At 70.5% G+C, this 21930-nt stretch carries 22 protein-coding genes, 1 tRNA gene and 1 pseudogene; 6 read left to right on the plus strand and 18 right to left on the minus strand.

The features are described from left to right. Window positions 1–12: 12 nt before the first annotated feature. From GBA65_RS14705 to GBA65_RS14725, 5 genes are all read right to left on the minus strand, one after another. Window positions 13–990, minus strand: coding sequence for a glycine betaine ABC transporter substrate-binding protein (locus tag GBA65_RS14705; RefSeq protein WP_166397195.1), 978 nt, complete (start codon window positions 988–990; stop codon window positions 13–15). A gap of 66 nt (window positions 991–1056) precedes the next feature. Further along, window positions 1057–1962 (minus strand): glycine betaine ABC transporter substrate-binding protein, encoded by a 906-nt coding sequence (locus tag GBA65_RS14710; protein WP_207955798.1) that lies wholly within the window; start codon window positions 1960–1962, stop codon window positions 1057–1059. A 74-nt stretch (window positions 1963–2036) separates the two neighbouring features. Continuing rightward, window positions 2037–2987, minus strand: a complete 951-nt coding sequence (locus GBA65_RS14715; protein WP_166397197.1) for a glycine betaine ABC transporter substrate-binding protein — start codon at window positions 2985–2987, stop codon at window positions 2037–2039. 174 nt (window positions 2988–3161) lie between these two features. Continuing rightward, window positions 3162–4028 (minus strand): ABC transporter permease, encoded by an 867-nt coding sequence (locus GBA65_RS14720; protein WP_166397198.1) that lies wholly within the window; start codon window positions 4026–4028, stop codon window positions 3162–3164. A gap of 3 nt (window positions 4029–4031) precedes the next feature. After that, window positions 4032–5291, minus strand: coding sequence for a quaternary amine ABC transporter ATP-binding protein (locus GBA65_RS14725; protein ID WP_228281353.1), 1260 nt, complete (start codon window positions 5289–5291; stop codon window positions 4032–4034). Window positions 5292–5740: 449 nt separating this feature from the next. Between GBA65_RS14725 and GBA65_RS14730 the strand changes: the two genes are divergently transcribed. The 6 genes from GBA65_RS14730 to GBA65_RS14755 all read left to right on the plus strand — a co-directional run bounded on the left by GBA65_RS14730 (window position 5741) and on the right by GBA65_RS14755 (window position 9809). Then, window positions 5741–6451, plus strand: coding sequence for a Crp/Fnr family transcriptional regulator (locus GBA65_RS14730; RefSeq protein WP_166397199.1), 711 nt, complete (start codon window positions 5741–5743; stop codon window positions 6449–6451). Between the two features lie 194 nt (window positions 6452–6645). Next, window positions 6646–7527, plus strand: coding sequence for a DUF2382 domain-containing protein (locus tag GBA65_RS14735; protein ID WP_166397200.1), 882 nt, complete (start codon window positions 6646–6648; stop codon window positions 7525–7527). A gap of 96 nt (window positions 7528–7623) precedes the next feature. Beyond that, the gene (locus GBA65_RS14740; protein WP_166397201.1) at window positions 7624–8283 is read left to right on the plus strand and encodes a hypothetical protein; all 660 of its coding nucleotides are present in this window, start codon (window positions 7624–7626) and stop codon (window positions 8281–8283) included. A 243-nt stretch (window positions 8284–8526) separates the two neighbouring features. Beyond that, window positions 8527–9369 (plus strand): MIP/aquaporin family protein, encoded by an 843-nt coding sequence (locus GBA65_RS14745; RefSeq protein WP_207955799.1) that lies wholly within the window; start codon window positions 8527–8529, stop codon window positions 9367–9369. 69 nt (window positions 9370–9438) lie between these two features. Beyond that, window positions 9439–9514 (plus strand) — tRNA-Arg (locus GBA65_RS14750). Window positions 9515–9665: 151 nt separating this feature from the next. Further along, the gene (locus GBA65_RS14755; protein ID WP_166397202.1) at window positions 9666–9809 is read left to right on the plus strand and encodes a hypothetical protein; all 144 of its coding nucleotides are present in this window, start codon (window positions 9666–9668) and stop codon (window positions 9807–9809) included. Window positions 9810–10091: 282 nt separating this feature from the next. On the opposite strand, the gene GBA65_RS14760 is transcribed toward GBA65_RS14755, so the two are convergent. From GBA65_RS14760 to cobO, 13 genes and pseudogenes are all read right to left on the minus strand, one after another. Continuing rightward, window positions 10092–10643 carry a nitrilase-related carbon-nitrogen hydrolase gene (locus GBA65_RS14760; protein ID WP_166397203.1) on the minus strand — a complete coding sequence of 184 codons (552 nt, stop codon included), beginning with the start codon at window positions 10641–10643 and terminating at the stop codon, window positions 10092–10094. A 1-nt stretch (window position 10644) separates the two neighbouring features. Next, window positions 10645–11139, minus strand: a complete 495-nt coding sequence (locus tag GBA65_RS14765) for a biotin--[acetyl-CoA-carboxylase] ligase (protein ID WP_166397204.1) — start codon at window positions 11137–11139, stop codon at window positions 10645–10647. 360 nt (window positions 11140–11499) lie between these two features. Next, window positions 11500–12558 carry a nicotinate-nucleotide--dimethylbenzimidazole phosphoribosyltransferase gene (gene cobT / locus GBA65_RS14770; protein WP_166397205.1) on the minus strand — a complete coding sequence of 353 codons (1059 nt, stop codon included), beginning with the start codon at window positions 12556–12558 and terminating at the stop codon, window positions 11500–11502. Between the two features lie 9 nt (window positions 12559–12567). Beyond that, window positions 12568–13520, minus strand: a pseudogene (locus GBA65_RS14775) (sirohydrochlorin chelatase). Between the two features lie 4 nt (window positions 13521–13524). Further along, on the minus strand, window positions 13525–14070 hold the full coding sequence (locus GBA65_RS14780; protein WP_407691098.1) for a precorrin-8X methylmutase: 546 nt from the start codon (window positions 14068–14070) through the stop codon (window positions 13525–13527). A 38-nt stretch (window positions 14071–14108) separates the two neighbouring features. Beyond that, a complete protein-coding gene (locus GBA65_RS14785; RefSeq protein ID WP_228281354.1) occupies window positions 14109–14306 on the minus strand; it encodes a 4Fe-4S dicluster domain-containing protein in 198 nt (65 codons plus the stop codon). A 29-nt stretch (window positions 14307–14335) separates the two neighbouring features. Then, a complete protein-coding gene (gene cobJ / locus GBA65_RS14790; RefSeq protein ID WP_166397208.1) occupies window positions 14336–16051 on the minus strand; it encodes a precorrin-3B C(17)-methyltransferase in 1716 nt (571 codons plus the stop codon). Continuing rightward, entirely contained in the window at window positions 16048–17262 is a 1215-nt protein-coding gene (gene cbiE, locus GBA65_RS14795; RefSeq protein WP_228281355.1) for a precorrin-6y C5,15-methyltransferase (decarboxylating) subunit CbiE, read from the minus strand. The genes cobJ and cbiE overlap by 4 nt, the downstream gene beginning before the upstream one ends. Further along, the gene (locus GBA65_RS14800; RefSeq protein ID WP_166397209.1) at window positions 17259–18455 is read right to left on the minus strand and encodes a cobalt-precorrin-5B (C(1))-methyltransferase; all 1197 of its coding nucleotides are present in this window, start codon (window positions 18453–18455) and stop codon (window positions 17259–17261) included. The genes cbiE and GBA65_RS14800 overlap by 4 nt, the downstream gene beginning before the upstream one ends. Further along, complete coding sequence (gene cobM, locus GBA65_RS14805) at window positions 18439–19245, minus strand: precorrin-4 C(11)-methyltransferase (RefSeq protein WP_166397210.1); 807 nt, start codon at window positions 19243–19245, stop codon at window positions 18439–18441. The genes GBA65_RS14800 and cobM overlap by 17 nt, the downstream gene beginning before the upstream one ends. Then, window positions 19242–19955 carry a precorrin-2 C(20)-methyltransferase gene (gene cobI / locus GBA65_RS14810; protein ID WP_166397211.1) on the minus strand — a complete coding sequence of 238 codons (714 nt, stop codon included), beginning with the start codon at window positions 19953–19955 and terminating at the stop codon, window positions 19242–19244. Before cobI ends, cobM begins: the two co-directional genes overlap by 4 nt. After that, window positions 19952–21334 carry a cobyrinate a,c-diamide synthase gene (locus GBA65_RS14815; RefSeq protein WP_166397212.1) on the minus strand — a complete coding sequence of 461 codons (1383 nt, stop codon included), beginning with the start codon at window positions 21332–21334 and terminating at the stop codon, window positions 19952–19954. Before GBA65_RS14815 ends, cobI begins: the two co-directional genes overlap by 4 nt. Then, on the minus strand, window positions 21328–21927 hold the full coding sequence (gene cobO, locus GBA65_RS14820; protein WP_166398533.1) for a cob(I)yrinic acid a,c-diamide adenosyltransferase: 600 nt from the start codon (window positions 21925–21927) through the stop codon (window positions 21328–21330). The genes GBA65_RS14815 and cobO overlap by 7 nt, the downstream gene beginning before the upstream one ends. Between the last annotated feature and the right edge of the window lie 3 nt (window positions 21928–21930).

Genomic DNA, 21930 nt, shown 5'->3' on the forward strand with positions numbered 1-21930 from the left:
TCTTGCTGAGGGCTAGTTGCTCGCCTGCTCCTCGAGGTAGGTGCTCAGGGCCTCGGGGCCGGGGGTGCCGTCGGCGGCTTCGACGCCCTCGAGCCACCTGTCGGTGATCTCGGGGTTCTCCTGCAGCCACTCCGTGGCGATCTGCTCGGGCTCCTTGCCGGAGTTGTCGATCTGGTCGATCCAGTTGCCCTGGATCTCCTTGTCGACCTTCATCTGCTCGAAGAGCTGGTTGATCTCCGGGTTGTCCTCGACGAAGTCGGCGTTGGCGAGCGTCTCGACGTGGGAGGGTCCGCCCCAGGCCTCCTCCGGGTCCTCCAGGAGGCACATGTCGTACCTCTGGCCCATCCAGTGCGGCTCCCAGCCCGTGAAGGCCACCCACTCGCCGTCCTCGATGGCGCGGTCCACCTCGGAGAGCATGCCGTTGGTCGAGGACTCCACGATCTCCCAGTCCCCGAGGCCGTAGGTGTCGTTCTTGATCATGTCTATGACGACCTGGTTGCCGTCGTTCCCCGGCTCGATGCCGTAGATCGTGCCGTTGAACTCCTCCTTGAAGCGGTCGAGGTCCTCGTGGGACGTGACGCCGGCGTCGCACGCCTCCCTGTTGACGGCGACGCTGAAGGTCGCCTCGGGGAGGTTCGTCGTGACCGAGCGGACCTCTTCCCCGTCGACCTGCTCCATGTTGGTCTGCATCGTCGGGAACCAGGCCTCGACGAAGAGGTCGAGGTCGCCCGTCTCCAGGCCCTTGAAGATGACCGGGACGCTGAGCTGCTGGATCTCGGTCTCGTGCCCCAATGCCTCGACCATCGTCGCCGAGACGTTCGTCTTCGCGATCGCCTCGGGCCAGTCCACCGTCCCGAAGTTGACCGGCTCGCCGCCGGAGCCCTGGGCGCCGCCGCCCCCGGAGCCGCCGCAGGCGGAGAATACGAGGGCGCTGCCCAGGATCGTCAGGCCCACCAGGGCCTTCTTTAAGGTCCCGCGTTCGTCTCCCACAGACTCAGTCCTTTCGGTTTTTGGCGCTCTTTTCGCAAGGTGCGTGCGGCGCTTCTGGCTCGTGCCTCAGGCCTCCCGCGCCCGTTTCGCGGCGTCTACCCAGGGTTGGACGACCTCGCGGTTCTCTTCCAACCAGGCCCTGGAGCCCTCCACGGGGTCGCCCGTGGTGTTGATGACGTCCTCCAGGGTGTTGACCTGTTGCTCGGTCAGCGTCACCTCGTTCATGAACTCGTAGGCCACCGGGTCCTCGGAGGAGAGGTCCTCGCGGACGATGGTGTGCAGCTCGGAGGGCTGCGTGAGCGCGCCGAGGGCGCCCTTCGGATCCTCCAGGTACTCGAACTCGTAGCGCTGGTTCATCCAGTGCGGCGACCAGGCGACGAAGATGAACGGCTCGCGCGCGGTGTACAGCCGCTCGACCTCCGTCAGCATCCCCTCCGTCGGACCCTCGACGAGGTCCTGCTCGAGGTCGTAGGCCTCGACCACCTCGCTCGGGATCCTCTCCATGATCCGCGTCTCCGGCTCGATCCCGACGATCCTCGTGGCCTCGGTCTCGTTGATCTCGGCGATGCTGTCGATGCCCATGTAGCTCGGCGCCGCGAGGCTGAACTTGGTCTGCCCCCGGAACCACGACCTCAGAAGCTCCACGTCCCCCTCGACGGCCTCGAGCTGCTCCGAGTGGTTCGGGAGCCAGACGTCCTGGAAGGCGTCCATCTCGCCGTCGCCGACCCTCTCGAAGACCGCCTTGGGGTCCGTGAGCTCCATCTCCACCTCCTCGTAGCCGAGCTCCTCCTCCAGCAGAAGCTTCGTGAGGTTGGAGACCGCGACGTTCTCGTCCCAGCCGATGTAGCCGAGGACGAGCCTCGTGCTCTCCGGCGAGGCGGACTGGCCGCAACCGGACGCGAGCGCGGCCACCGAGAGGGCGACCGCCACCGCGGCGAGCTTCAACGCACGAAACTTGGGCATGATCCACATGGTCTTCGGTCCTCCCGTGGGGGGGGACGGCGCCCTACCCGCGCGGCCATCTCCCCCACCCCACGGACGCCTCGCTAGTTCTGCTCCGCCTCGGCCTGCTCCCCGGCCTGCCTCGCGGCCTCGACCCAGGGGTCGACGAGCTCCCGGTTCTCCTCGAGCCAGGCCCTCACGCCGATGGTCGGGTCGTCGTAGCCCTCCTCGTTGATCGCCTCCTCCAGGGAGTTGGTCTGCTCCTCATTGAGCGTGTACTCGTTCAGCATCGCGTACGCGACGGGGTCGTCCTCCTGCAGGTCCTCGCGGACGATGGTCGAGATCGTGGCCTGGTTCAGGGGGTCGCCGTCGGGGTTGACGAGCGTGTTCCTCGGATCCTCGAGGTACGTGATGTCGTAGGTCTCGTTCATCCAGTGCGGCGTCCAGGCGATAAAGGCGAAGTTCTCCTGGTTCGCGTAGCGCTGCTCGACCTCGGAGAGCATCGCCGCCTCGCTCGACTGGATGTACTCCGCCTCGAGCCCGTACTGGGGGATGGTGTTCTCCAGGATGGCCGTCGTGATGATGGCGCCCGGGTCGATGCCGACGATCTCCGTGACCCCGGCCTCGTTGAGCTGCTCGATGCTGTCGATGCCCATGTAGTCGGGCGTCACGATGCCGAACTGGACGGTGCCGTCGAACCACGGATCTAGCTGCTCGACGTCGTTCTCGACGGACTCGAACTGCGCCGCGTGGTTCGGGAGCCACATGTCCTGGAAGGCGTCGAGGTCGCCGTTGCCGACCCCCTCGAAGACGACGCCGAGGTCGGCGGTCTGGGTGTCGACCGACTCGTACCCGAGGTCCTCCTCGAGCAGCACCTTCACGAGGTTCGCCACCGCGATATTCTCGGTCCACCCGGCCGCGACGCCGAGCCTCAGCGTCTTGGGCTCCTCGGAACCGCCCTGACCGCCGCCGCCACCGCCGCCGCATCCCGCCACGACGACCCCGACGAGCAGGGCCAGAACCAACGCTAGGGACCTCTTACTCAACCTGTTCATGAACCTTCCTCACGCTAGCCGATAAATCATTGCTGCCACAAAGATACGTACCGGTACCACCCCACGAGGTTCCCCCGAAGCGGCGCGCCTTCGGGAACACGGAAGGCGCGCGACAGGTTGGCGCGCGGCCGGCGAGGCCGCGACGGGGTCTGATGAAAGACCCGGGAAAGGGTTTTACTTGCCCCCTTTGCCCCCCTTCTTCTGGCCGAGCCTGCGGGTGACGCGGTCCAGGTAGATGGCTACGATGACGATGCCGACGCCGCCCTCGAAGGCCGTGCCCACGTTGAGCTGGCCGAGCCCGCGAACCACGACCTCGCCCAGGCCGCCGGCCCCGACGAGGGCGGCGATGACCACCATCGAGAGGGCGAGCATGATGACCTGGTTGACGCCGGCCATTATGGTCGAGAGCGCCTGCGGCAGCTCCACCTTCAGCAGGGTCTGCCAGCGCGTCGCCCCGAAGGCGTGCGCCGCCTCCACGGTGTTCTGCGGGACCTGCTGAATGCCGAGCATGGTTAGTCTTACGGCCGGCGGCATCGCGAAGATCACCGTCGCGACGAGGGCCGGCCCGCTGCCGAGGCCCAGAAGGATGATCATCGGGACCAGATACACGAAGGCGGGCATCGTCTGCATGATGTCCAGCACGGGCTTGACCACGGCCTCGATGCTCCTGGATTGCACCGCTAGTATGCCCAGCGGAATACCCAGAGCGAGGGCCACGACCGTCGAGGAGAGGACCAGCGCCAGCGTCAGCATCGTGTCTTCCCACAGGTCGAGGCCGAGGATCAGGAGCGACCCCAGGATGGCGAAGACCGCGACCCGCCAGCCCGCGAAGTAGAAGGCGATCGCGGCGAGTATGGCGATCATCACCAGCTCGGGCGGGAGGTTCAGCAGGGCCTCGAACGCCGAGACGAAGCCGTCGAGGCCGTCCTGGACGACGTCGAAGAAGCCCTCGAAGGTGTCGGTTATGTAGTCGATGGCGCTCTCGGCGTAGCCGCCGAGCGGTATCCGCGGGACCAGGTTCTCCTGCAGGAGGGCCAGCATGGGCTAGCCCTCCAGGCGCCGCACGCGCACCCGATCCTCGGAGCCGGAGCCGTTGCTGGCCCCGTCCTCCCGGGGGACGCTACGGTCGAAGGCCTCGCCCTCCTCGGGAGCCTCCTGACTCGTGGTCAGCCCGGCTATGAGCGAGCCCCGGTAGATCACGCCGTGGACGTGGTTCTCCTCGTCGACGACGGCCACGGGCACGTCCTTCTCGACGAACAAGGGCAGGATCTCCCGGAGGGAGGTGTCCCTCCTCACCCACGCCGCCTCCCCGTCCACCGAGGGGCCCAGCTCCCGCTCGTTGCGCTCGGCGAGCCTCGCGACCTCCTCGGCCTCCGCCATGCCGAGGAAGCGGCGCTCCTCGTCGACGACGGGGATGTGGTCGAGGCCGAACTGCCTCATGCGCCTGAGGACCACCGTCGGCCCGTCGCTGGCGTACGCCACCTCGTTGGCCGGCACCATCACCGTCTGCGCCGTCCTCACCTTCGCGTAGTCCACGTCCTCGACGAAACGCTCCACGTACTCGTTCGCCGGCTCGCGCAGGATCTGCTCCGGGGTGCCGAGCTGCACGATCTCCCCGTCCTTCATGATGGCGACGCGGTGGCCGAGGGTGAGCGCCTCGTCCAGGTCGTGCGTCACGAAGACCACCGTGCGCTTCACCTCGCCCTGGATGGAGAGGAACAGGTTCTGCATGTCACGCCGGATCAGGGGGTCGAGCGCGCTGAACGGCTCGTCCATCAGCAGGATCTCCTGCTCCGTGGCCAGGGCCCTGGCGAGCCCCACCCGCTGCTGCATGCCGCCGGAGAGCTCGGTTATGAGCTTGTTGCCCTGCCCGGTGAGCCCAACGAGCTCGAGCGCCTCCTCCCCGGCCTTCTTCCGCTCGTCGGCCCCGACGCCCTGCACCTCCAGGCCGAACGTGACGTTCGCCTCGACGGTGCGGTTGGGCAGGAGGCCGAAGTGCTGGAAGACCATGCCGATCTTCTTGCGCCTGAGCTGGCGGAGCTGCTTGACGGACATGTTGCGGACGTCCTCGCCGTCGAGGTAGACCCTCCCCTCGGTCGGCTCGTTGAGGCGGTTGATGGTCCTGAGGATGGTGGACTTACCGCTCCCGGAGAGGCCGATGATCACGAAGATCTCGCCCCGCGAGACCTCGAAGGTCGCGTCGTAGGCCCCGATGGTGGCGCCGGTGGCCCGCTCCACCTCCGCCTTGGTCTTGCCCGCGCGGCGCATCTCCAGGGCCTGCTGCGACCGCCGACCGAACACCACCGAGCAGTTCTCTACTTTTATTACGGGATCTCGGCCGCTACTGTGAGCTTCCGTGACACGCCTCCTTACTCGCCGACAACTTCCTTGCAGGGGCTAGGGCTTACAGAACCTCCCAGAAGCCTTTCCAAACCACCCGCAAGATGCATACGACTACCTCTTCCAGTCGTGATTAGCTATCATACCGAGTACGCTATCCCTGTTCAACTATTCGTCAACAATGTTTGGGCAATTCTTCGAGATGTTTGTGTTACGAAGTGGGGCGCTTTGTAGCATATACATTGTCTTTTTCGGGCCGTCTCGACCTTGGAGCCCGCCGGCGCTAATAATTGGCCCTAAGTGTGTACCGAACGGGAGCTTCTCGGCGGGTCGGGCCGGGGGCTCGGCGGTAGAATTTCGGCCAGCAAGCGTGGGCGACCCCGGACGGAGCTTTGGTACACCCCAGACACGGTTTGATCGCAGGAGAAGACGCCAGGTTACTCTCGCTCGTGGACGTCTTCGAACCGCTCTCGGCGGAGGAGATCGAGGACATAAGCTGGAGCTGCGCCAGCGTTCGCCTGCGGGCCGGTGAGGTCCTCTTCGGCGAGGACGACCTGAACGAGACGCTGTTCGTGCTGAAGAACGGCCGCGTCCGCGTTTACAGGAGAAGCCCCGAGGGTCGGGAGTTTACGCTCTGCGTGGTGGAAGGCGGGACGGTCTTCGGGGAGGTCGCGCTGACCTCGCGGGGGACCAGGGGGGCGTACGCGCACTGCATGGAGGACTCGGAGCTCTCGATCCTCCGCCGCGCCGACGTGGAGCGTCTGGTCCTGCGCAAGCCCGAGGTAGGCCTCAGCCTCATCAGGCTACTCAGCGAGCGCCTGAGCGCGTACGAGAGGCGCCTCGAAGATCTCGGCCTCAAGGAGGTCCCCGCGCGCCTGGCGAGCCTCATCCTCCTGCTTATCGAGCGCGAGGGCATCCGGACCCGCGCGGGGTACAAGATCCCCACCCGTTACACCCACCACCACCTCGGCACCATGATCGGGGCGAACCGCGAGGCCGTGACGCGCGCCTTCACCCAGCTTCGCGAGACCGAAACGGTGGAGACGGAGAACCGTCTTATACGCGTACGCGACATCGAAGCCCTGGAGCGGGCGGCGGCGGAGGGCCTCCCCGTAAGGGTTTGAACCGACCGGCCTCCGCAGACGGCGCCCGGTAGGGTTCCGTTACACCTCCTCCGACGCTATGTGTGCTGTGACACAACGCGCGCAGTAAGCCCGTTTACGTCCGTTTCGGCGACGGTACATGTGGAGTAAGTCGCCGATGGAGGTATCCGGGGCGACGTGTTGAGTTGGTTCCGAGAAAGCAAGGAGGACACTTTATGGAACGCGAGGAGCGCACGGACAGGTTCACGGCGGTGGAGGACCGCTTCGCCGGCTACACCGTCTACGACCGCGACGGCGACAAGGTCGGCAAGGTCGACGACCTGTTCCTGGACGAGTCGGACCGGCCCGAGTACGTGGGCGTGAAGATGGGCTTCTTCGGCCTCTCCTCCACCCTCATCCCGATGGACGCGGTGCGGGTGGACGAGGGCTCGCAGGCCCTGTACGTGCAGGCGGAGAAGGAGCAGGTCAAGAACGGGCCGCGCTTCGACGACGACTCGGAGATCACCCCCGACTACGAGCGCCAGGTGCGCGAGTACTACGGCCTCGGGGCCTCCCAGCAGCAGGAGGGGCAGGGCTCCTACGGCGCCTACGAGAGCGGCGCGGCCGGCACCGGCGGCGGCATCGCCATGGGCGACCGCGAGGGCGGCGAGTTTCGTGAGCATGGCCGGGGCGAAGAGGGCGTTCGCGAGGGCCAGGCGGACCTCGAGGACGAGGACGAGATCCGGGTCCAGAGGAGCGAGGAGGAGCTGCGCGCCGGGGTCCGCGAGCGCGAGGCCGGTCAGGTCAACGTCAGAAAGCGCGTGAGGACCGAGCGCGAGCGCATCGCCGTCCCCAAGAAGCGCGAGGAAGTGACCGTGGACCGCGTGCCGGTGGACCGCGACGCCTCCCCCGGCGAGATCGGCGAGGACGAGGTCAGCGTGCCCGTCGTCGAGGAAGAGGTCGTGGTGGAGAAGCGGCCGGTCGTGAAGGAAGAGGTCCGGGTTCGCAAGGACGTGGTGCAGGACGAGGAGGTCGTCGAGGAGGACGTGCGCAAGGAGGAGGTCGACGTCGAAGACGCTTCCCGCACCTCCGGCCGTCGCGACGATCGCGGCGTCTAGGTCTTCTCGGGCCACGCGGTAGAGCGAGTAAGCAGAGTGCGAGGGCGGGCGCATCACAAGGGCGCCCGCCTTTCGCTTGAGTAGAAGGGACTACAGATGTTCGACAGAGGTAGTGGAGAAGGCAGGACCCGCAGCGACGATCCGCGCGGCGGCGACGCCCGCAACATAAGCAACCAGAACGCCCCCGACGCGGACCTCGACAACGAGAGGCGCAGCGGCTCCCGCGACGACTCGCGCGGTGGCGTTCACTCCAGGGAGTCGGAGCTAGGGACGAGCTGGACGAGCGTCATCTTCGGGTGGCTCGCGGCCCTCGGCGCCGGCCTGATCCTCAGCGGCATCGTCGGCGGCATCGTCGGGGCGATCCTGGGCAACTCGGGCGCGCAGGGGAGCGCCGAGGGGGGCGTCTCGGCGCTCGTGGGCGTCCTGCTGACGCTCCTCCTGGCCTTCCTCATCGGCGGCTACGTAGCCGGTAGGCTCGCGAGCCGGTCCGGCCTGAAGCACGGCATCCTGGTGCCGGTCCTGTCCCTGGTGGTGATACTCCTGCTGGGCATCATCGGGAGCATCGTGGGCGCCAGCCTGCTGGACAACCTCAGCGGCGTGGCCCTGCCGCAGGTGCCCGGCGGCGTGCAGCAGGAGGCCCCGCAGAACCTCGGCACGATCCTCACCGGCGCGGGCATCGCCGCCCTGCTCGTCCCGTTCATCGGCGGGGCGCTCGGCGGAGTCTGGGGCGCGAAGACCGGCCGCAGGCGCCCGTAGCAGTCCCTAGAACCTAACGAGGGGAAGCCCGGCGTCCGCGCCGGGCTTCCTTTTTTTTGTGGCGAGGCCGACGGCCGGGCCGTGGTGGAGCCAATACAATATGCGGTCCCCGGCGAGGGGGGCGGCTTGCCGGTCTCGGGCGGTCCGCCGCCGATGCCGGCGCTCCCGGGCGGCGGGTCGTTCTGGTGTTGGTGATCGGCGCGGCCCTCGCAGGGCGGCGCCTCGACGAAAGGAAGGCACAAGGTGGCCGAGAGGTACGAAGGAGAGAGGGGCCGGGGACCGCTGGATCGCCCGTCCCGAAGCTCCGGTCCGAGGTCCAGGAGGAGCTCGACCGCGGGTAGGGGGACGCGGGGGTTGTACGGGAGCCAGATCGGCTCGAACATGGCGCGCGCGTCGGTGGCGGAGATCGTCGGCTCCTTTATCCTGGTCTTTACCGGGACCGCCGCGGCCACCGCGGCCCTCCTGAACCGCGCCACGGCGGGGGGGCCCTACGACTCCCTGGCGGTGGTGCTCGCCTTCGGGCTGGCGCTCGCCGCCGTCGTCGCGGCACTCGGTCACGTCGCCGGGGCGCACGTCAACCCGGCCGTCACCCTGGGGCTCGCCGTCACCAACAACTTCCCCTGGCGCTACGTGCCCGCCTACATAGGGGCGCAGCTTATCGGGGCGATCCTCGGGGCGATAGGCACCTGGATCGCCTTCGGCGACCGGGCCCGGGAGGTCGCGAGCCTCGCTGCCACGTATCCCGTCGGGGACGTCGGGGACTTCAGGGCGATGATCGTGGAGGCGCTGGTTACCTTTATCCTGGTCTTCGTCGTGGTCTCCGTGGCGACGGACGATCGGGCCCCGGCCGCCGCCGCACCCCTCGCGGTCGGGTTCGCGCTGGCGGCGGGGATCTTTATCGCGGGGCCGGTCACCGGCGGCGCGCTGAACCCGGTCCGGGCGCTCGGGCCGATGATCGTGTCCGGCAACTTCACCTCCGCCTGGGTCTACATCGTCGGCCCCATCCTCGGCGGCGTCCTGGCGGCGGTGCTCTACGACCGCTTCGTCCGCCAGGCGGACGCCCCGGGCACCGACGATCCGGAGTAACGGCGGGGCTCGACGGAGGGCGCGCGGCATGGAAGAACCCCGCGCCGTGCGCTAAACTCTGTGCGCCTTGCGCCTGTAGCTCAGGGGATAGAGCAAGGGTTTCCTAAACCCTGTGTCGGAGGTTCGAATCCTTCCAGGCGCACCACCGAGACCGGCCCCTCGCCGGTCGATTTTCGTTTCCGCCCCCGGCTACGACGGGGGCGAAGGCGGTCGAGAGGAGGACTCTTTTTGAACCTCGTGCGGCGCGACAACCCCAGGGGGGCTACCAGCTTCTGAACCTGGACCAGGTGGTGAGGATGGAGGTTCGGAACGAGGAGGGGCCGGATACCACGGTGACGGCGACTTTCGCCGGGGAGATCAGCGCCCACTTCACCGGCGAGTCCGCGCGGCGGCTGCTCGCATACATGGACAACCTCCACGGCGAACCTTTCATCTTGTAAGGTCCCCTCGCCCATCCCCGGCGCGGGCAGGAACTTGTAGACCTCCTCGTTGCGATCCCGAAGGCGTGGGAGAAAGGGGTGAGGCGCTTCTCCCGGCGCGCGCGCTGGGCGTCTACTTCGGCGGTCACGAGACCCTCCGCCTCCGGGTCCCCGAAGGCGAGCACACCGCCCGAGGGGCCCACGATGCAGCTCCTCCCCCGTAGCCGTCCCCGACGCGGTTGGCGCAGGCGACGTACACGCGGTTGGCGTTCGCCCCGGCGATAGCGTGCGCGCCGAGCATCGTCAGCCCGCCCCGGCGCTGCTCGTCGGGACCCAGTCGTCCGGGGCGTTCGCGGGGACGCACAGGATCTCCGCGCCGCGCATCGCGAGCGTGCGGAGCGCCTCGGGGAACCAGGCGTCGTAGCAGACGAGCAGTCCCAGGGTGCCGAGCGGCGTCTCGAAGACGGGTAGAACGCGTCCTGGGTCGTAGACCAGCTTCTCGCGGTCCCAGAAGTGCGTCTTGCGGTAGCGCCCGAGGAGCCCGTCCGGCCCCACGACGACGGCGGAGTTGTGGACGCTCTCCCCCTCCGCCTCCAGCACGCCGCCCACCACGAGCAGGCCGAACTCGCGGGCGGCTTCGGCCCAGGCCCAGACGGTCGGGCCCTCCGGCACCCCTTCGGCGAGGCGGAGGGCGCCTTCGCGGGATCGGATGTCGCAGCCGGAGTTGGCGAGCTCCGGGAGGACTACGAGGTCGGCGCCGGCTCTGGCGGCCAAGGAGATCCAGGCGAGGGAGCGCCGGAGGTTGGACTCCGGGTCCCCGTCTCGGATGGCGTACTGCGCGCAGGCCACGAGCACCCTAACCCTCCCCCTCGCCGTGGCGGAGGTGCTCCACCTCTCCCTCGAAGACCTCGACGAGCCCCCTCCCGGACGACCTCTCGATGAGCAGCCCCCCCTCGCCCGTGAGGTCGGCCGCGCGCCCCTCGATGGCTTCTCCGAAGCGCGTTACCCGCACGTTTCGGCCCAGGGTGCAGTTCAGGGCGCGCCAGTCGTCGAGGACGGCGCCGAAGTCCCGGATGCGGCCGAGCTCGGCGTCGAGGCCGCGGAGGACGGCGCCGAGGAGCTCCACGAGGTCCACGTCGCGTCCGAGCTCGGAGCGAAGCGTGGCCACCTCGCGGTCGGGGACGGCGAGGTCCTCGGGGTCGAGGTTGGCGTTTATGCCGACGCCGAGGGCGACGAAGTCGATGGCGCGCTCGGCGTCGCGGGCCCCGCCGGGGCCGACGCGCTTGGCGGCGACGGGGACGTTCTCGGCGCTCGACTCGGCGAGGATGCCGCAGATCTTGCGCCCGATCACGTCCCCGGGCCCCGCGACGAGCAGGTCGTTCGGCCACTTTACGCGCGCCTCGACCCCGAAGGTCCACAGCGCCTTCGCGACCCCGACGGCGGCGGTCTGCGTGATGCGGGGGCGAAGCGGGCGGACAGGTCCGGGCGGAGGACGAGCGACATCCAGAGCCCGCCCTCGGGGAGCCCCAGCGGCGCCCGAGGCGCCCCCGGCCGCCCTTCTGGACCTCCGAGAGGACGAGCGTCCCGTGCGGCGTGCCCGCGTGGGCCAGCTCGCGGGCGCGCTCCTGGGTCGAGCTTATCTCCTCGTGAAAGTCCACCCGGACCGCAAGCGGGCTCCCCAGAGCCTCCACCGCCTCCCGGCTCAACCCGCTCACCCGAGCTCCAGGTCCTCGAGCAGCGCCATCTCGCCGAGCACGCGGGCGGCGGCCCTTACGAGCGGCACGGCCAAGAGGCCGCCGGTCCCCTCCCCGAGGCGCAGGCCGAGGTCCAGGAGGGGGCGCAGGCCGAGGTGCTCCAGCGCCACCGACGCCCCCGGCTCCGCCGAGAGGTGGCCGGCGACGAGGTAGCCCGTCGAGTCTGGGACGAGCGCGCGCGCGACGAGGGCCGCGGAGTTCGAGATCACGCCGTCGAGGACGACCGGGGTCCCGTTCGCCGCACCCGCCAGGATCACGCCGGCGATGGCGGCGTGTTCGAGCCCCCCGAGCGCGGCGAGGACGCCCAAAGGGTCCTTCGGGTCGGGATCGTGCAGGGCGAGCGCCTCCTCGACGACGCTCCTCTTGAGCCTCAGGGTCTCGTCGTCGATGCCGGTGCCGCGGCCGGTCGTCTCCTCGGGCGGGCGGCCGGTGAACGCGGAGACGAGGGCCGCAGCGGGCGTCGTGTTGCCGATGCCCATGTCGCCGGTGACGAGGAGGTCCACGCCGCTACCCACGAGCTCCTCGGCCATGCCGGCCCCGCTCATCAGGGCGCGCGCGGCCTCCTCGCGGCCCATCGCGGGCCCGAGGCTCAGGTCGTCGGTGCCCGGCCTGACCCTCGCCGTCCTCAGGCGGGGGTGTCGCGCAAGCTCCGTGGCCACCCCGACGTCGAGGACGCTCACGCGGGCGCCGACGCTCTTCGCGATCGCGTTGACCGCCGCCCCGTCCCCGCAGAAGTTCCGGACCATCGCCGCCGTGACCTCCCGCGGCCAGGGCGAGACGCCGCGCCCCAGCACCCCGTGGTCCCCGGCGCAGACGATGACCGCCGGGTCCTCCGGCACCGGGGGCGGAACCCTGCCGGAGATCGCGGCGAGCCTCGCTCCCAGATCCTCGATCTCGCCGAGGCTCCCGGGCGGCTTGGCGAGCGCGAGGCTCCGCTCCCTCGCCCTCTCGGCGGCCCCCCCGTCCGGGGGATAGACGTCCCCGGCGAGCTCCGTTACCCTGTCTTCGAACGCCATCCCTGCCGCCTAGTGGTGACCGTGGCCGTGGCCGTGACCGTGGCTATGGTCGTGGCCGTGGCTATGGTCGTGGCCGGGCTCGTCGGGGTGGTAGTGCGGGGTGGCGGGGGCGCCGACCTTCTCCTCGAAGCCGGGGAGGGCGACGCGGTGGACGCAGACGTCGCAGTTCATGCGGATGTCGCCGCGCACGGCCTCGCGGTAGCGCTCCAGGACGAGGTCCGCGACCCGCCCGTCCGCCCCGAAGTAGCCCGCGTAACGGACCTCCACGCCCGGGTTCTCGTCCGCGAACCCCTCGCTCTCCTCCCTTATGCGCTCCTCCAGGACGCCGGTGAACAGAAAGTAGGAGAAGACGGCGACCTTTCTGGCGCCGAGCTTCCTCAGGCGCTCCAGGCCCTCTCGGACCTTCGGGGGCGTCATGCTGACGAAGGCGGTCTCGACCATCTCGTAGGGGCGCCCCTCGTGGAAGAGGCGCGAGGCCTTGAAGAGGTCGGAGTTCGCGTCCGGGTCGGAGGAGCCGCGGCCGACGACGAGGACCGCCCACTCCTCCTTCCCCCCTCGGGACCACGGCGGAGATGCGCTCGTCCATAAGCTCCAGAAGCTCGGGCGGATGCCGAGGGCCCGGCCGTAGCCGAACTCCACCTGCGGGTGGCTCAGCCCTCGCGGACGAGGGTGGCGGGGATGTCGTCCTTGGCGTGGCCGGCGGCGAGGAGCATGAGGGGGACGGCCGAGATCCTCGTCGCCTTCCCCTCCACGAGCTTGTTCACGCACTCGGAGATCGGGGGCTTCGAGAGCTCGATAAAGCCGCCCTCGACCGCGAGCCCCGGGCTCCGCTCGCGCACGAGCCCGACGAGCTCGTGGAACTCCCTCGCCCCCCGCGGATCGCGGCTCCCGTGTCCCACGACGAGCAGCGCGGGGTCGGCCGTCTCCTGATCCTTGCTCTTGATGTCTACCAGGTTCCTCATGCGTCTACCCTTCCTCGTCGTGGTACAAGAGCGCGTTCAGCGCCGCCGCCGCGACCGCGGAGCCCCCCTTGGGGCCGCGGTTGGCGACCGCCGGCAGGCCGCTCTCGATCAGCCCTTCCTTCGACTCCGCCGCCCCGACGAACCCGACCGGGAGCCCGACGACCAGCGCGGGCTCCGCCCCGAGCTCCAGAAGCTCGAAGAGCGCCGTCGGCGCGTTCCCGACCACCCAGACCGCCCCCGCCTCGGCCTCCTCGGCCGCGATTCTAAATCCCGCCGCCGAGCGCGTGATCCCGAGCTCCTCCGAGAGCGCCCGGGCTCGGGGGTCGGAGACGAAGCATATCGTCTCCCGCGCCGTGATCCCCGCCGCCACCATCCCGACGTCGGTGACGACGGGCGCGCCGGCGCGCAGGGCCTCGTGGCCGCCGGCCAGCGCGGCCTCGTCGAGGACGAGCGTCTCGGCGTACTCGAGGTCGGCGGAGGCGTGGACCACGCGTTCGGCGACGGCCCGGCTCAGGGGCCCGAGATGGGAGAGGTCCAGGAGGCCGCGCATGATGCGGTAGCTCTCCTCTTCTATGGGGTGGACTCGCCTCACGTCTCCTCCAGAAGGCTCGTGAGGGAGACCTCGACGCAGGCCGAGACCGGGCAGACCTCGGCGCACTCGGCGCACCCCGTGCAGCGGTCTTCAAGGACGATCAGGGGCGAGGGGTAGCCCCTCGGGGCGGGGCGGATCGCGCGCTCCGGGCACGTCTTGAGGCAGGCGCCGCAACCGGCGCAAGCATCCGTCACGGCGAAGATGCTTCTGGTCGCGGTCCCCTTCAATCCAGATACCCCCGCGGCGTCACCATGCGTCCGGCGACGAGCTTCGTCTGGGAGCTGCCGACCACGACGACGGTGAGCATGTCCACGTCCTCGGGGCGGAGGTCGGAGAGGGTCGTGAGGGAGACCTCGGCGTCGTCTCGGTAGGCGTTCTTTACGATGCCGACGGGGGTCTCGGGGGGGCGGTGTTCCAGCAGGATGGAACAGACCTTGCCGAGCTGCCAGTCGCGGCCCCTGGAGCGCGGGTTGTACAGGGAGACGACGAAGTCCCCCTCCGCCGCCGCCCTGACGCGCCTCTCTATGATCTCCCACGGGGTCAGGAGGTCGGAGAGGCTGATCGAGCAGTGGTCGTGCCCCAGAGGGGAGCCGAGGAGGGAGGCCGCGGCCTGGGCCGCCGTGATGCCGGGGACGACCTCGACGTCGACGTCCTCCCCAGCGAGCTCCAGGGCGGGCGAGGCCATCGCGTAGACCCCGACGTCGCCGCTGGAGACGAGGGCGGCGCTCCCCCCCTCCCTCGCTTCGGCGAGGGCTCGCTCGGCGCGCGCGATCTCGCCCCCCAGGGGGAGCGTGACGATGCTCGTCCCCGGCCTCAGGAGGTGGCGGATCCTCTCGACGTACTGCTCCAGACCCACGACGACCTCGGAGCGGGCCAGGGCCTCGCGGGCCATCGGCGGGATCAGGGCGTCGGTCCCCGGCCCGAGCCCGACGAGGCGCAGCTTGCCCCGGACCGGCAGCCTGCCGATAGCCACCGTCGCGTTTCTGGACTTCTCTTTCTCCACCAGGAGCTCGGCGCCCGCGGCGATCACCGACGCCTCGGCGACGCTCGGGGTGCCGACCGCGCCCTCCACCACGGAAGACGGGTTCGGGACCTCGATGCCCGCGAGCTCTCTGGCGCCGCGGAAACGCACCGGGACCCCGAGGGACTCCGCGGCTCTCAAGAGGCCGGGTTCGTCGGCCTTCACGTCCACGCTCGCCAGGGCCGCCACGGACTTCCCGGAGAGGCCGGCCCGGCGCAGGGTTGCGCGGAGGAGGTTCAGGATCTCGTCCTCCGTCGCCCCGCGGCTGCAGCCGACCCCGACGACGAGGGACGGCGGGCGGTAGACGACGCACCCCGGCCCCGCCTCGTCGACGAGCCTGTCGGAGACGACGATCCGCGCCGTCGCGCTCTCGCAGGCGTTCTCGTCGGGCTCGTCCTCCGTCCCCCTCACGACGTTGTCCGGCAGCGGGCCCGTCGGCCAGCGCCGATCGGAGACGAGGCGGACCGTGTCGCCCGAGACCAGGGCCGCCCCCACGCCGGCGAGGTCGGAGCCTGCTTCGATCTCGAAGCCGAGCTCCGCCCCGAAGGAGTCGAGGGCCTGTAGGCCCAGGGACTCGCTCGCGGTCGTGATCACGGGCTCCGCGCCCAGGGCCTCGGCGACGCGCGAGGCGAGCTCGTTGGCGCCGCCGGCGTGTCCCCCGGCGAGGGCGACGGCGTAGCGGCCCGCGTCGTCGACGCAGACGATGCCGGGGTCGCGGCGCTTGTCCGCGAGGAGCGGGGCGGCGAGCCTGACGGCCGCACCCGCGGCGAGGAACACCACGATCCCGTCGCAGTCGGCCCAGGCCCCGCGCAGCGCCTCCGAGGGCTTGCCCGGGTAGAGCGTGGCGTCCTTCCATAGCTGGGCCAGGTGCGCGGCGCGGCGGCGCCCGTTGCGCGTGGTGGCGACGAGGCCGATCAAGCCGCAACCCCTTCCCTGCGGCCGGTGACCACGAAGACGGGGGTCTCAGGGACGAGGCGGTGCATCGAGCCGATGCCGCTCACTCGAGAGGCCTGGAGGAGCGTCGTCTCGACGTCCATGCCGCAGCCTTCGAGGATCTCCGCCGCCGGCACCACGCGCTCCAGGGAGATCAGGGTGAGGACGACGGCCCGGCGCGCGGCGACGGCCGAGTGCTTCACGATCTCCTCGAAACGCTGCCCCGTCCCCCCGACGAACACCGCGTCGGGCTCTGGCAGGTCCCGCAGCGCCCCTGGGGCTTCGCCCTCGACGACCCGGACGCTGACGCCGTGGCGCGCGGCGTTTCTGCGGGCGCGCTCGCAACTCTCCCCGTCGCGCTCTACCGCTACCGCGGCGGCCCCGAGGCGGGCGGACTCGATGGCGACGGAGCCGGAGCCCGCCCCGACGTCCCAGACGAGGTCTCCGGGCCCGGGACCGAGACGGGCGAGGACGGCGGCGCGTACCTCCGCCTTCGTGATCATGCCGGAGCGGTGCTCGAACTCGCTCTCGGGGAGCGCCCACCGCCCGGGGCTCTCCGAGCCCGAGGAGATCCACCCCTTCCCCTCCCCCGGCCGATCCTCGTCGACGGCTATGACCACGTTCGGGTCCCTCCACTCCATCCGGGCCACGGTCGCCGCGTCCCCTCGAAAACAACGCTCCCCCTCGCCGCCCAGCCCCTCGGCGACGAACAGGGACCGGCCCCAGCCCTCCAGCTCGCGGGCGAGCTCGGCGGGGCCGAACCCGGGCTGGGTGAGGACCGCGACCTTCGGGTGGGCCCTGCAGGCGTTGACCGCCCGACGCGGCTCGCGCCCGTGGGCGCTGACGACCAGCGCGTCGTCCCAGTGCAGCCCCGCCCGGGCGAAGGCCAGGGCGACGGAGGACCGGCCCGGCAGCACGCGCAGGCCCTCGCGTCCGAACCTCTCCCCGAGCAGACGCACGATCCCAAAGAAGCCGGGGTCCCCCGAGGCGAGCACCACGACCGGACCCTCGGACGCTTCGATCCTCCCCATGGCCCCGGAGAGGTCCCCGACGAGGGCGGCGGAGCGCTCCGGCTCCACGCCGAGCGCGTCGAGGTGGCGCCTCCCGCCAACGACCAGCGAGGCCTCCCGGACGACGCTCTGCATCTCGGGGTCGAGCGACCCGCCGTCCAGGCCTATGACCGCGATACGGGTCAAGAGGAGGCCCCCTTCGCGGCTTCCCAGGTCGTGAGCGCGAGGGCGCCGGGGCTGGCGCCGACGGGGTCGAGGGTGTCGAAGTCGACCATGATCGCGTGAAGCTCCAACCCGCCCCCGGCGTACTCCGCGAGGTTCTCGGCGGCGAGCGCGCACAGGATGTTCGGGGCCTCGGAGAGTCCCGCCGAGCGCCAGAGCTCGTAGGCGTGGCGGGCGGTGTTCGCCCCCTTCACCTCCTCTACGACGGCATCGTCCCCGCCGGCCCTCGCGGTGACGTCCGCGAGCAGGTCGTTGTCGACCTTCGAGCGGGTCCAGTGGGTCATCATGATGCCGGCGGCGAGCTTGGCGAGCTTCCCGGTCATCCCGACGAAGAAGACGCGCGAGAGCCCGTTCTTCACGGCGCCCTTCAGCGCGTGGCCGGTGAAGTCCCCGACCTCGACGAAGCAGACCTCATCCAGGTCGGGGAGGAGGCGCATCGCCGCTTTCTCGGTCAGCCCGCCGGTGGAGAGGACGAGGGTCTGGTGGCCCTGGGCGCCCATGACGTTTATGGCCTGGCCGACGGAGGCGCGCCAGGCGGCGGTGGAGAACGGGCGGACGATGCCGGTCGTGCCGAGGATCGAGATCCCGCCGAGGATGCCGAGCCTCCCGTTCGTCGTCTTCTCGGCCATCTCCTCGCCGCCGGGGACGCTGATCTCGACGCGCACACCCCGCTCGCCGGGGTCCAGGACCTCCTCGACGGAGTAGGAGATCATGCGCCTCGGCACGTCGTTTATCGCCGGTCCCCCGACGGCCAGCCCGAGCCCCGGCCTCGTCACGAGCCCCACCCCCTCGCCGCGGTCCAGCTCTATGCCGGCCCCGTCCCTCCACGAGACGCGCGCGGTGAGGTGCGCCCCGTCCGTGACGTCCGGGTCGTCCCCGGCGTCCTTGACGACGACGGCCTCGGCCCAGGACGAGTCCGCGGCTACCTCGCACCGCTCGACGGGGAAGCCGACGCGCCTCTCCTCGCCCTTGCGGGGGAGCTTTATCTCGACGCGCGCCTGGTGCTCGCCCGAGGCGAGGGCCGTCGCGGCGGCCTTCGCGGCGGCGGCGGCGCAGGTGCCGGTGGTCCAACCGGGCCTGAGACGTTCGTCCTTGGCCCGCTCCATGCTCGGGGGCATGGAGGGTTCCCGGATCTTGCGTTTAGGAGGCCGCGGCATCCGCCTCCTCCGGGAGATGCTCCGAGGTGTTCTCCGCCTTGCGGAACGAGTGGGAGAAGTTCGGGCTGTAGAGGTGGGAGCGGGTGCCGCCCTCCTTGAGGCCGGGGCCCACCAGGATCATGGCCTGTCGCGTGAACCCGGCCGCCCTTATGCGGTCCGCCAGTTCGTCGAGGCGGCACTCTATGACCTCTTCGTCGGGCCACGTCGCGCGGTACACCACGGCGCAGGGTGTCTCGGGGGCGTATCCACCCTCGAGTAGCTCCTGCTGTAGCGGGCGGGGCTTGGCCGCCGACAGAAAGATCGCCATCGTCGTGCCGATGGCCGCGAAGGTCTTTATGTCCTCGTTGTTCGGCATGGGGGTGCGGCTCGCGCGGCGGGTCAGGATCACGGACTGCGAGACCTCCGGCACGGTGAGCTCTCTGCCCACGGCCGCGGCCGCCGCCCCGAAGGACGAGACCCCCGGCACCATCTCCCACTCCAGGCCGAGCTCCTCGCAGATCTCCGCCTGCTCCAGCACGGCCCCGTAGAGGCTCGGGTCGCCGGAGTGGACGCGGGCTATCTTCAGGTCCTCGCGGGCGGCCCGCTCGTAGAGCTCGCGGACGCCTTCGAGGGGGATGGTGGTCGACTCTATAACCTCCGCGCCCTCCCTCGCGTGCTCCAGCACCCCCTCGTGCACGAGGCTCCTGGCCCACACGACCACGTCGGCCTCCGAGATAAGCTTCGCCCCGCGGATGGTGAGCAGGTCCGGGGCCCCCGGCCCCGCCCCGATAAACCAGACCTTGCTGCTCATAGCGCCCCTCCGTCCTTGAAGATGACCGTCGCCAGATACGTCCCCTCGCGCCCGGCCATCTCCCCGGCGCGGACGATCTCCTCCCCCTCCATGCCGAGGCGCGCGCCGTATATCGCGCCCCCCATCCTCCCCGCCCCCTCCGCGGCGTCGAGCACCTCGCGGAGCCTGCCCCCGCCCTTGTAGCACACCACGGTCTCGAAGCCCCTCAGGGCGTCCTCCAGGACCTGCTTGCCGGCGGTGAACGGGAGCAGCACGAGCTTCTCGTCGCCTAAAGCCAGGACCGTCCCGCTGCGCGAGGCGAGGTCCTGCATCGCCGTGATCCCGGGTACCGTCTCGACCTCGACGCCGGGGAGGATGCCCCTGACGGTGCGCGCGAGGTAGGTGAAGGTAGAGTACAGGTTGGGGTCTCCGATGGTGGCGAAGGCGCAGCGCTTCCCCTCCGATAGCGACCGGGAGACCGCCTCGGCGGCCCGGCTCCAGCTCCCTTTCCGCGCCTCCTCGTCGTCGGAGAGGGCGAAGAGCAGGCGCCTCAAGCGCTCCGGGTCCCCCCCGAGGTGGGCACGCACCACGGTCTCCGCCCGCCCGACCTCCCCGGTGTCCCCCACCGGGACGAAGACCTCGTCGGCCTCTCGCAGCTCCCTCAGGCCCTTGACCGTCAGGAGCTCCGGGTCCCCGGGCCCGACGCCCACCCCGACGAGCGTGCCGCTCAAGCCCGCGCCCCCGCGAGGCGCTTGCGCCCCAGGGCGCCGCTCCCGACGAACCGGCGCGCGAGAGTGGGCGTCGCCGCCCAGTGGGTGTGCAGGTAGCTCGCGCACACCCCGCCGGAGACGAAGCCCTCGGGCCCACGCCCGATCAGCTCCCAGGCGGGAGAGGCAAGGGGCGGCGCGCCGGCCCGCGGCTCGACGGCGGAGTAGTGGAACTCGTGGCCGCGCGCGGTGGCGCCCTCCTCCGCGAGCGGCGAGGGGGCGAGCGCGCGGGCCTCGCGGTAGCCCAGAGTGAGGCGGTCCGTCATCGTCGCTCCGGCGTCGAGGACGCCGCACATCGGATGCCCGTCGAGCTCGCGGCAGAGGTAGAGGAGGCCGCCGCACTCGGCGACGACCGGGCGCCCGCTCCCCGCGAACTCCCTTATGCGGTCCTTTAACGGCTCGTTCGCCGAGAGCGCCTCCGCGTAGGCTTCCGGGAAACCGCCGCCGAGGTAGAGGGCGTCCGTCCCCTCCGGGAGGCCCGCCTCCGAGGTCGGGTCGAAGGTCGCGACCTCCGCGCCGGCCCCCTCCATGAGCTCCAGGTTCTCCCTGTACAGGAAGCTGAACGAGGGGCCCGTCGCGACGGCGACGCGGATCGGCGAGGTCTCCGGGTCCGGAGCCTCCGGCGTCCAAGCCCTCCCCTCGAGGCGCTCCGCGGAGGCGGCGAGGCGCGAGATGGCGTCGAGGTCGCACGAGCGCGAGATCTTCTCTCCGAGCCGCCCCAGCGCCTTCCTTGCCTCCTCGCGGCGCTCGGCGACCGGCACGAGGCCGAGGTGGCGGTCGGGGGTCGAGATGTCTTGGTCGCGACGGAGGACGCCGAGGACGGGGATGCCGAGGGGCGCCAGGGCCTCGCGCAGGATCGCCTCGTGTACCGGCGAGCCGACGCGGTTCAGGATCACGCCGGCCACCCTGAGCTCGGGGTCGAACGTGGCGTAGCCGTGCACCATCGCCGCCACCGACCGGGCCATCGCCCCGGCGTCCACCACCAGGAGGACCGGCGCGCCGAGAATCTTCGCGACGTGCGCGGTCGACGCCATCTCCCCGCCGCCCGTCTTGCCGTCGAAGAGGCCCATGACGCCCTCCACGATCGCGACGTCCGCCCCGCGGGCGCCGTGGGCGAAGAGCGGCGCTACAAGCTCCGGCCCGGAGAGGAAGGCGTCGAGGTTGCGGCCCGGGCGTCCTGCGGCGAGGGCGTGGTACGAGGGGTCGATAAAGTCGGGGCCGACCTTGAACGGGGCGACCCTCTCGCCCCTCCGCGCGAAGGCGGCCATGAGGCCCGAGGCGACCGTCGTCTTGCCGGCGCCGGAGTGGGTGCCCGCGACCACTATGCGGGGGGTCCCTACCACTCGATCCCCTTCTGGCCCCGGTAGCCCTCGTCGAAGGGGTGCTTGACCTTGCGGATCTCGCTGACGAGGTCGGCGATCTCCACGAGGGGCTCGGGCGCGTCGCGCCCGGTGATGATGACGTGCTGGAAGCCGGGGCGGTTCTTGAGGACCTCGACCACCTCCTGCGTATCGACCCAGCCGAACTTCATCGGGTAGGTGAACTCGTCGAGGAGGAGCATGTCGTAGGTCTCGTCGGCGAGGCGGCGCTTGACCTCCTCCCAGCCCTCGCGCGCCTTGTCCGCGCTCTCCTCCAGGTCCTTGGAGGTCCACGTCCAGCCGTCGCCCTGCTTGAACCAGTCTATGTTCCCCAGAGCCTCGGCGGCCTTCTGCTCCCCGACGTTCCACTTGCCGCTCTTGACGAACTGGTAGACCCCGATCCTGTACCCCCGCGCCCAGCCCCTGAGCATGACCCCGAAGGAGGCCGTGGACTTCCCCTTGCCGTGCCCGGTGTTGATGACGATGAGCGCCCGCTCCCTGTGAGAGCGCCGCCTGAGCCTCTCCTCGCGCGGCTCCCTTCCCGCGCCGGCCTCGTCCCGGACCGTCTCGCTACCCATCTC

The organism is Rubrobacter marinus (genome assembly GCF_011492965.1).
GTDB lineage: Bacteria > Actinomycetota > Rubrobacteria > Rubrobacterales > Rubrobacteraceae > Rubrobacter_F > Rubrobacter_F marinus.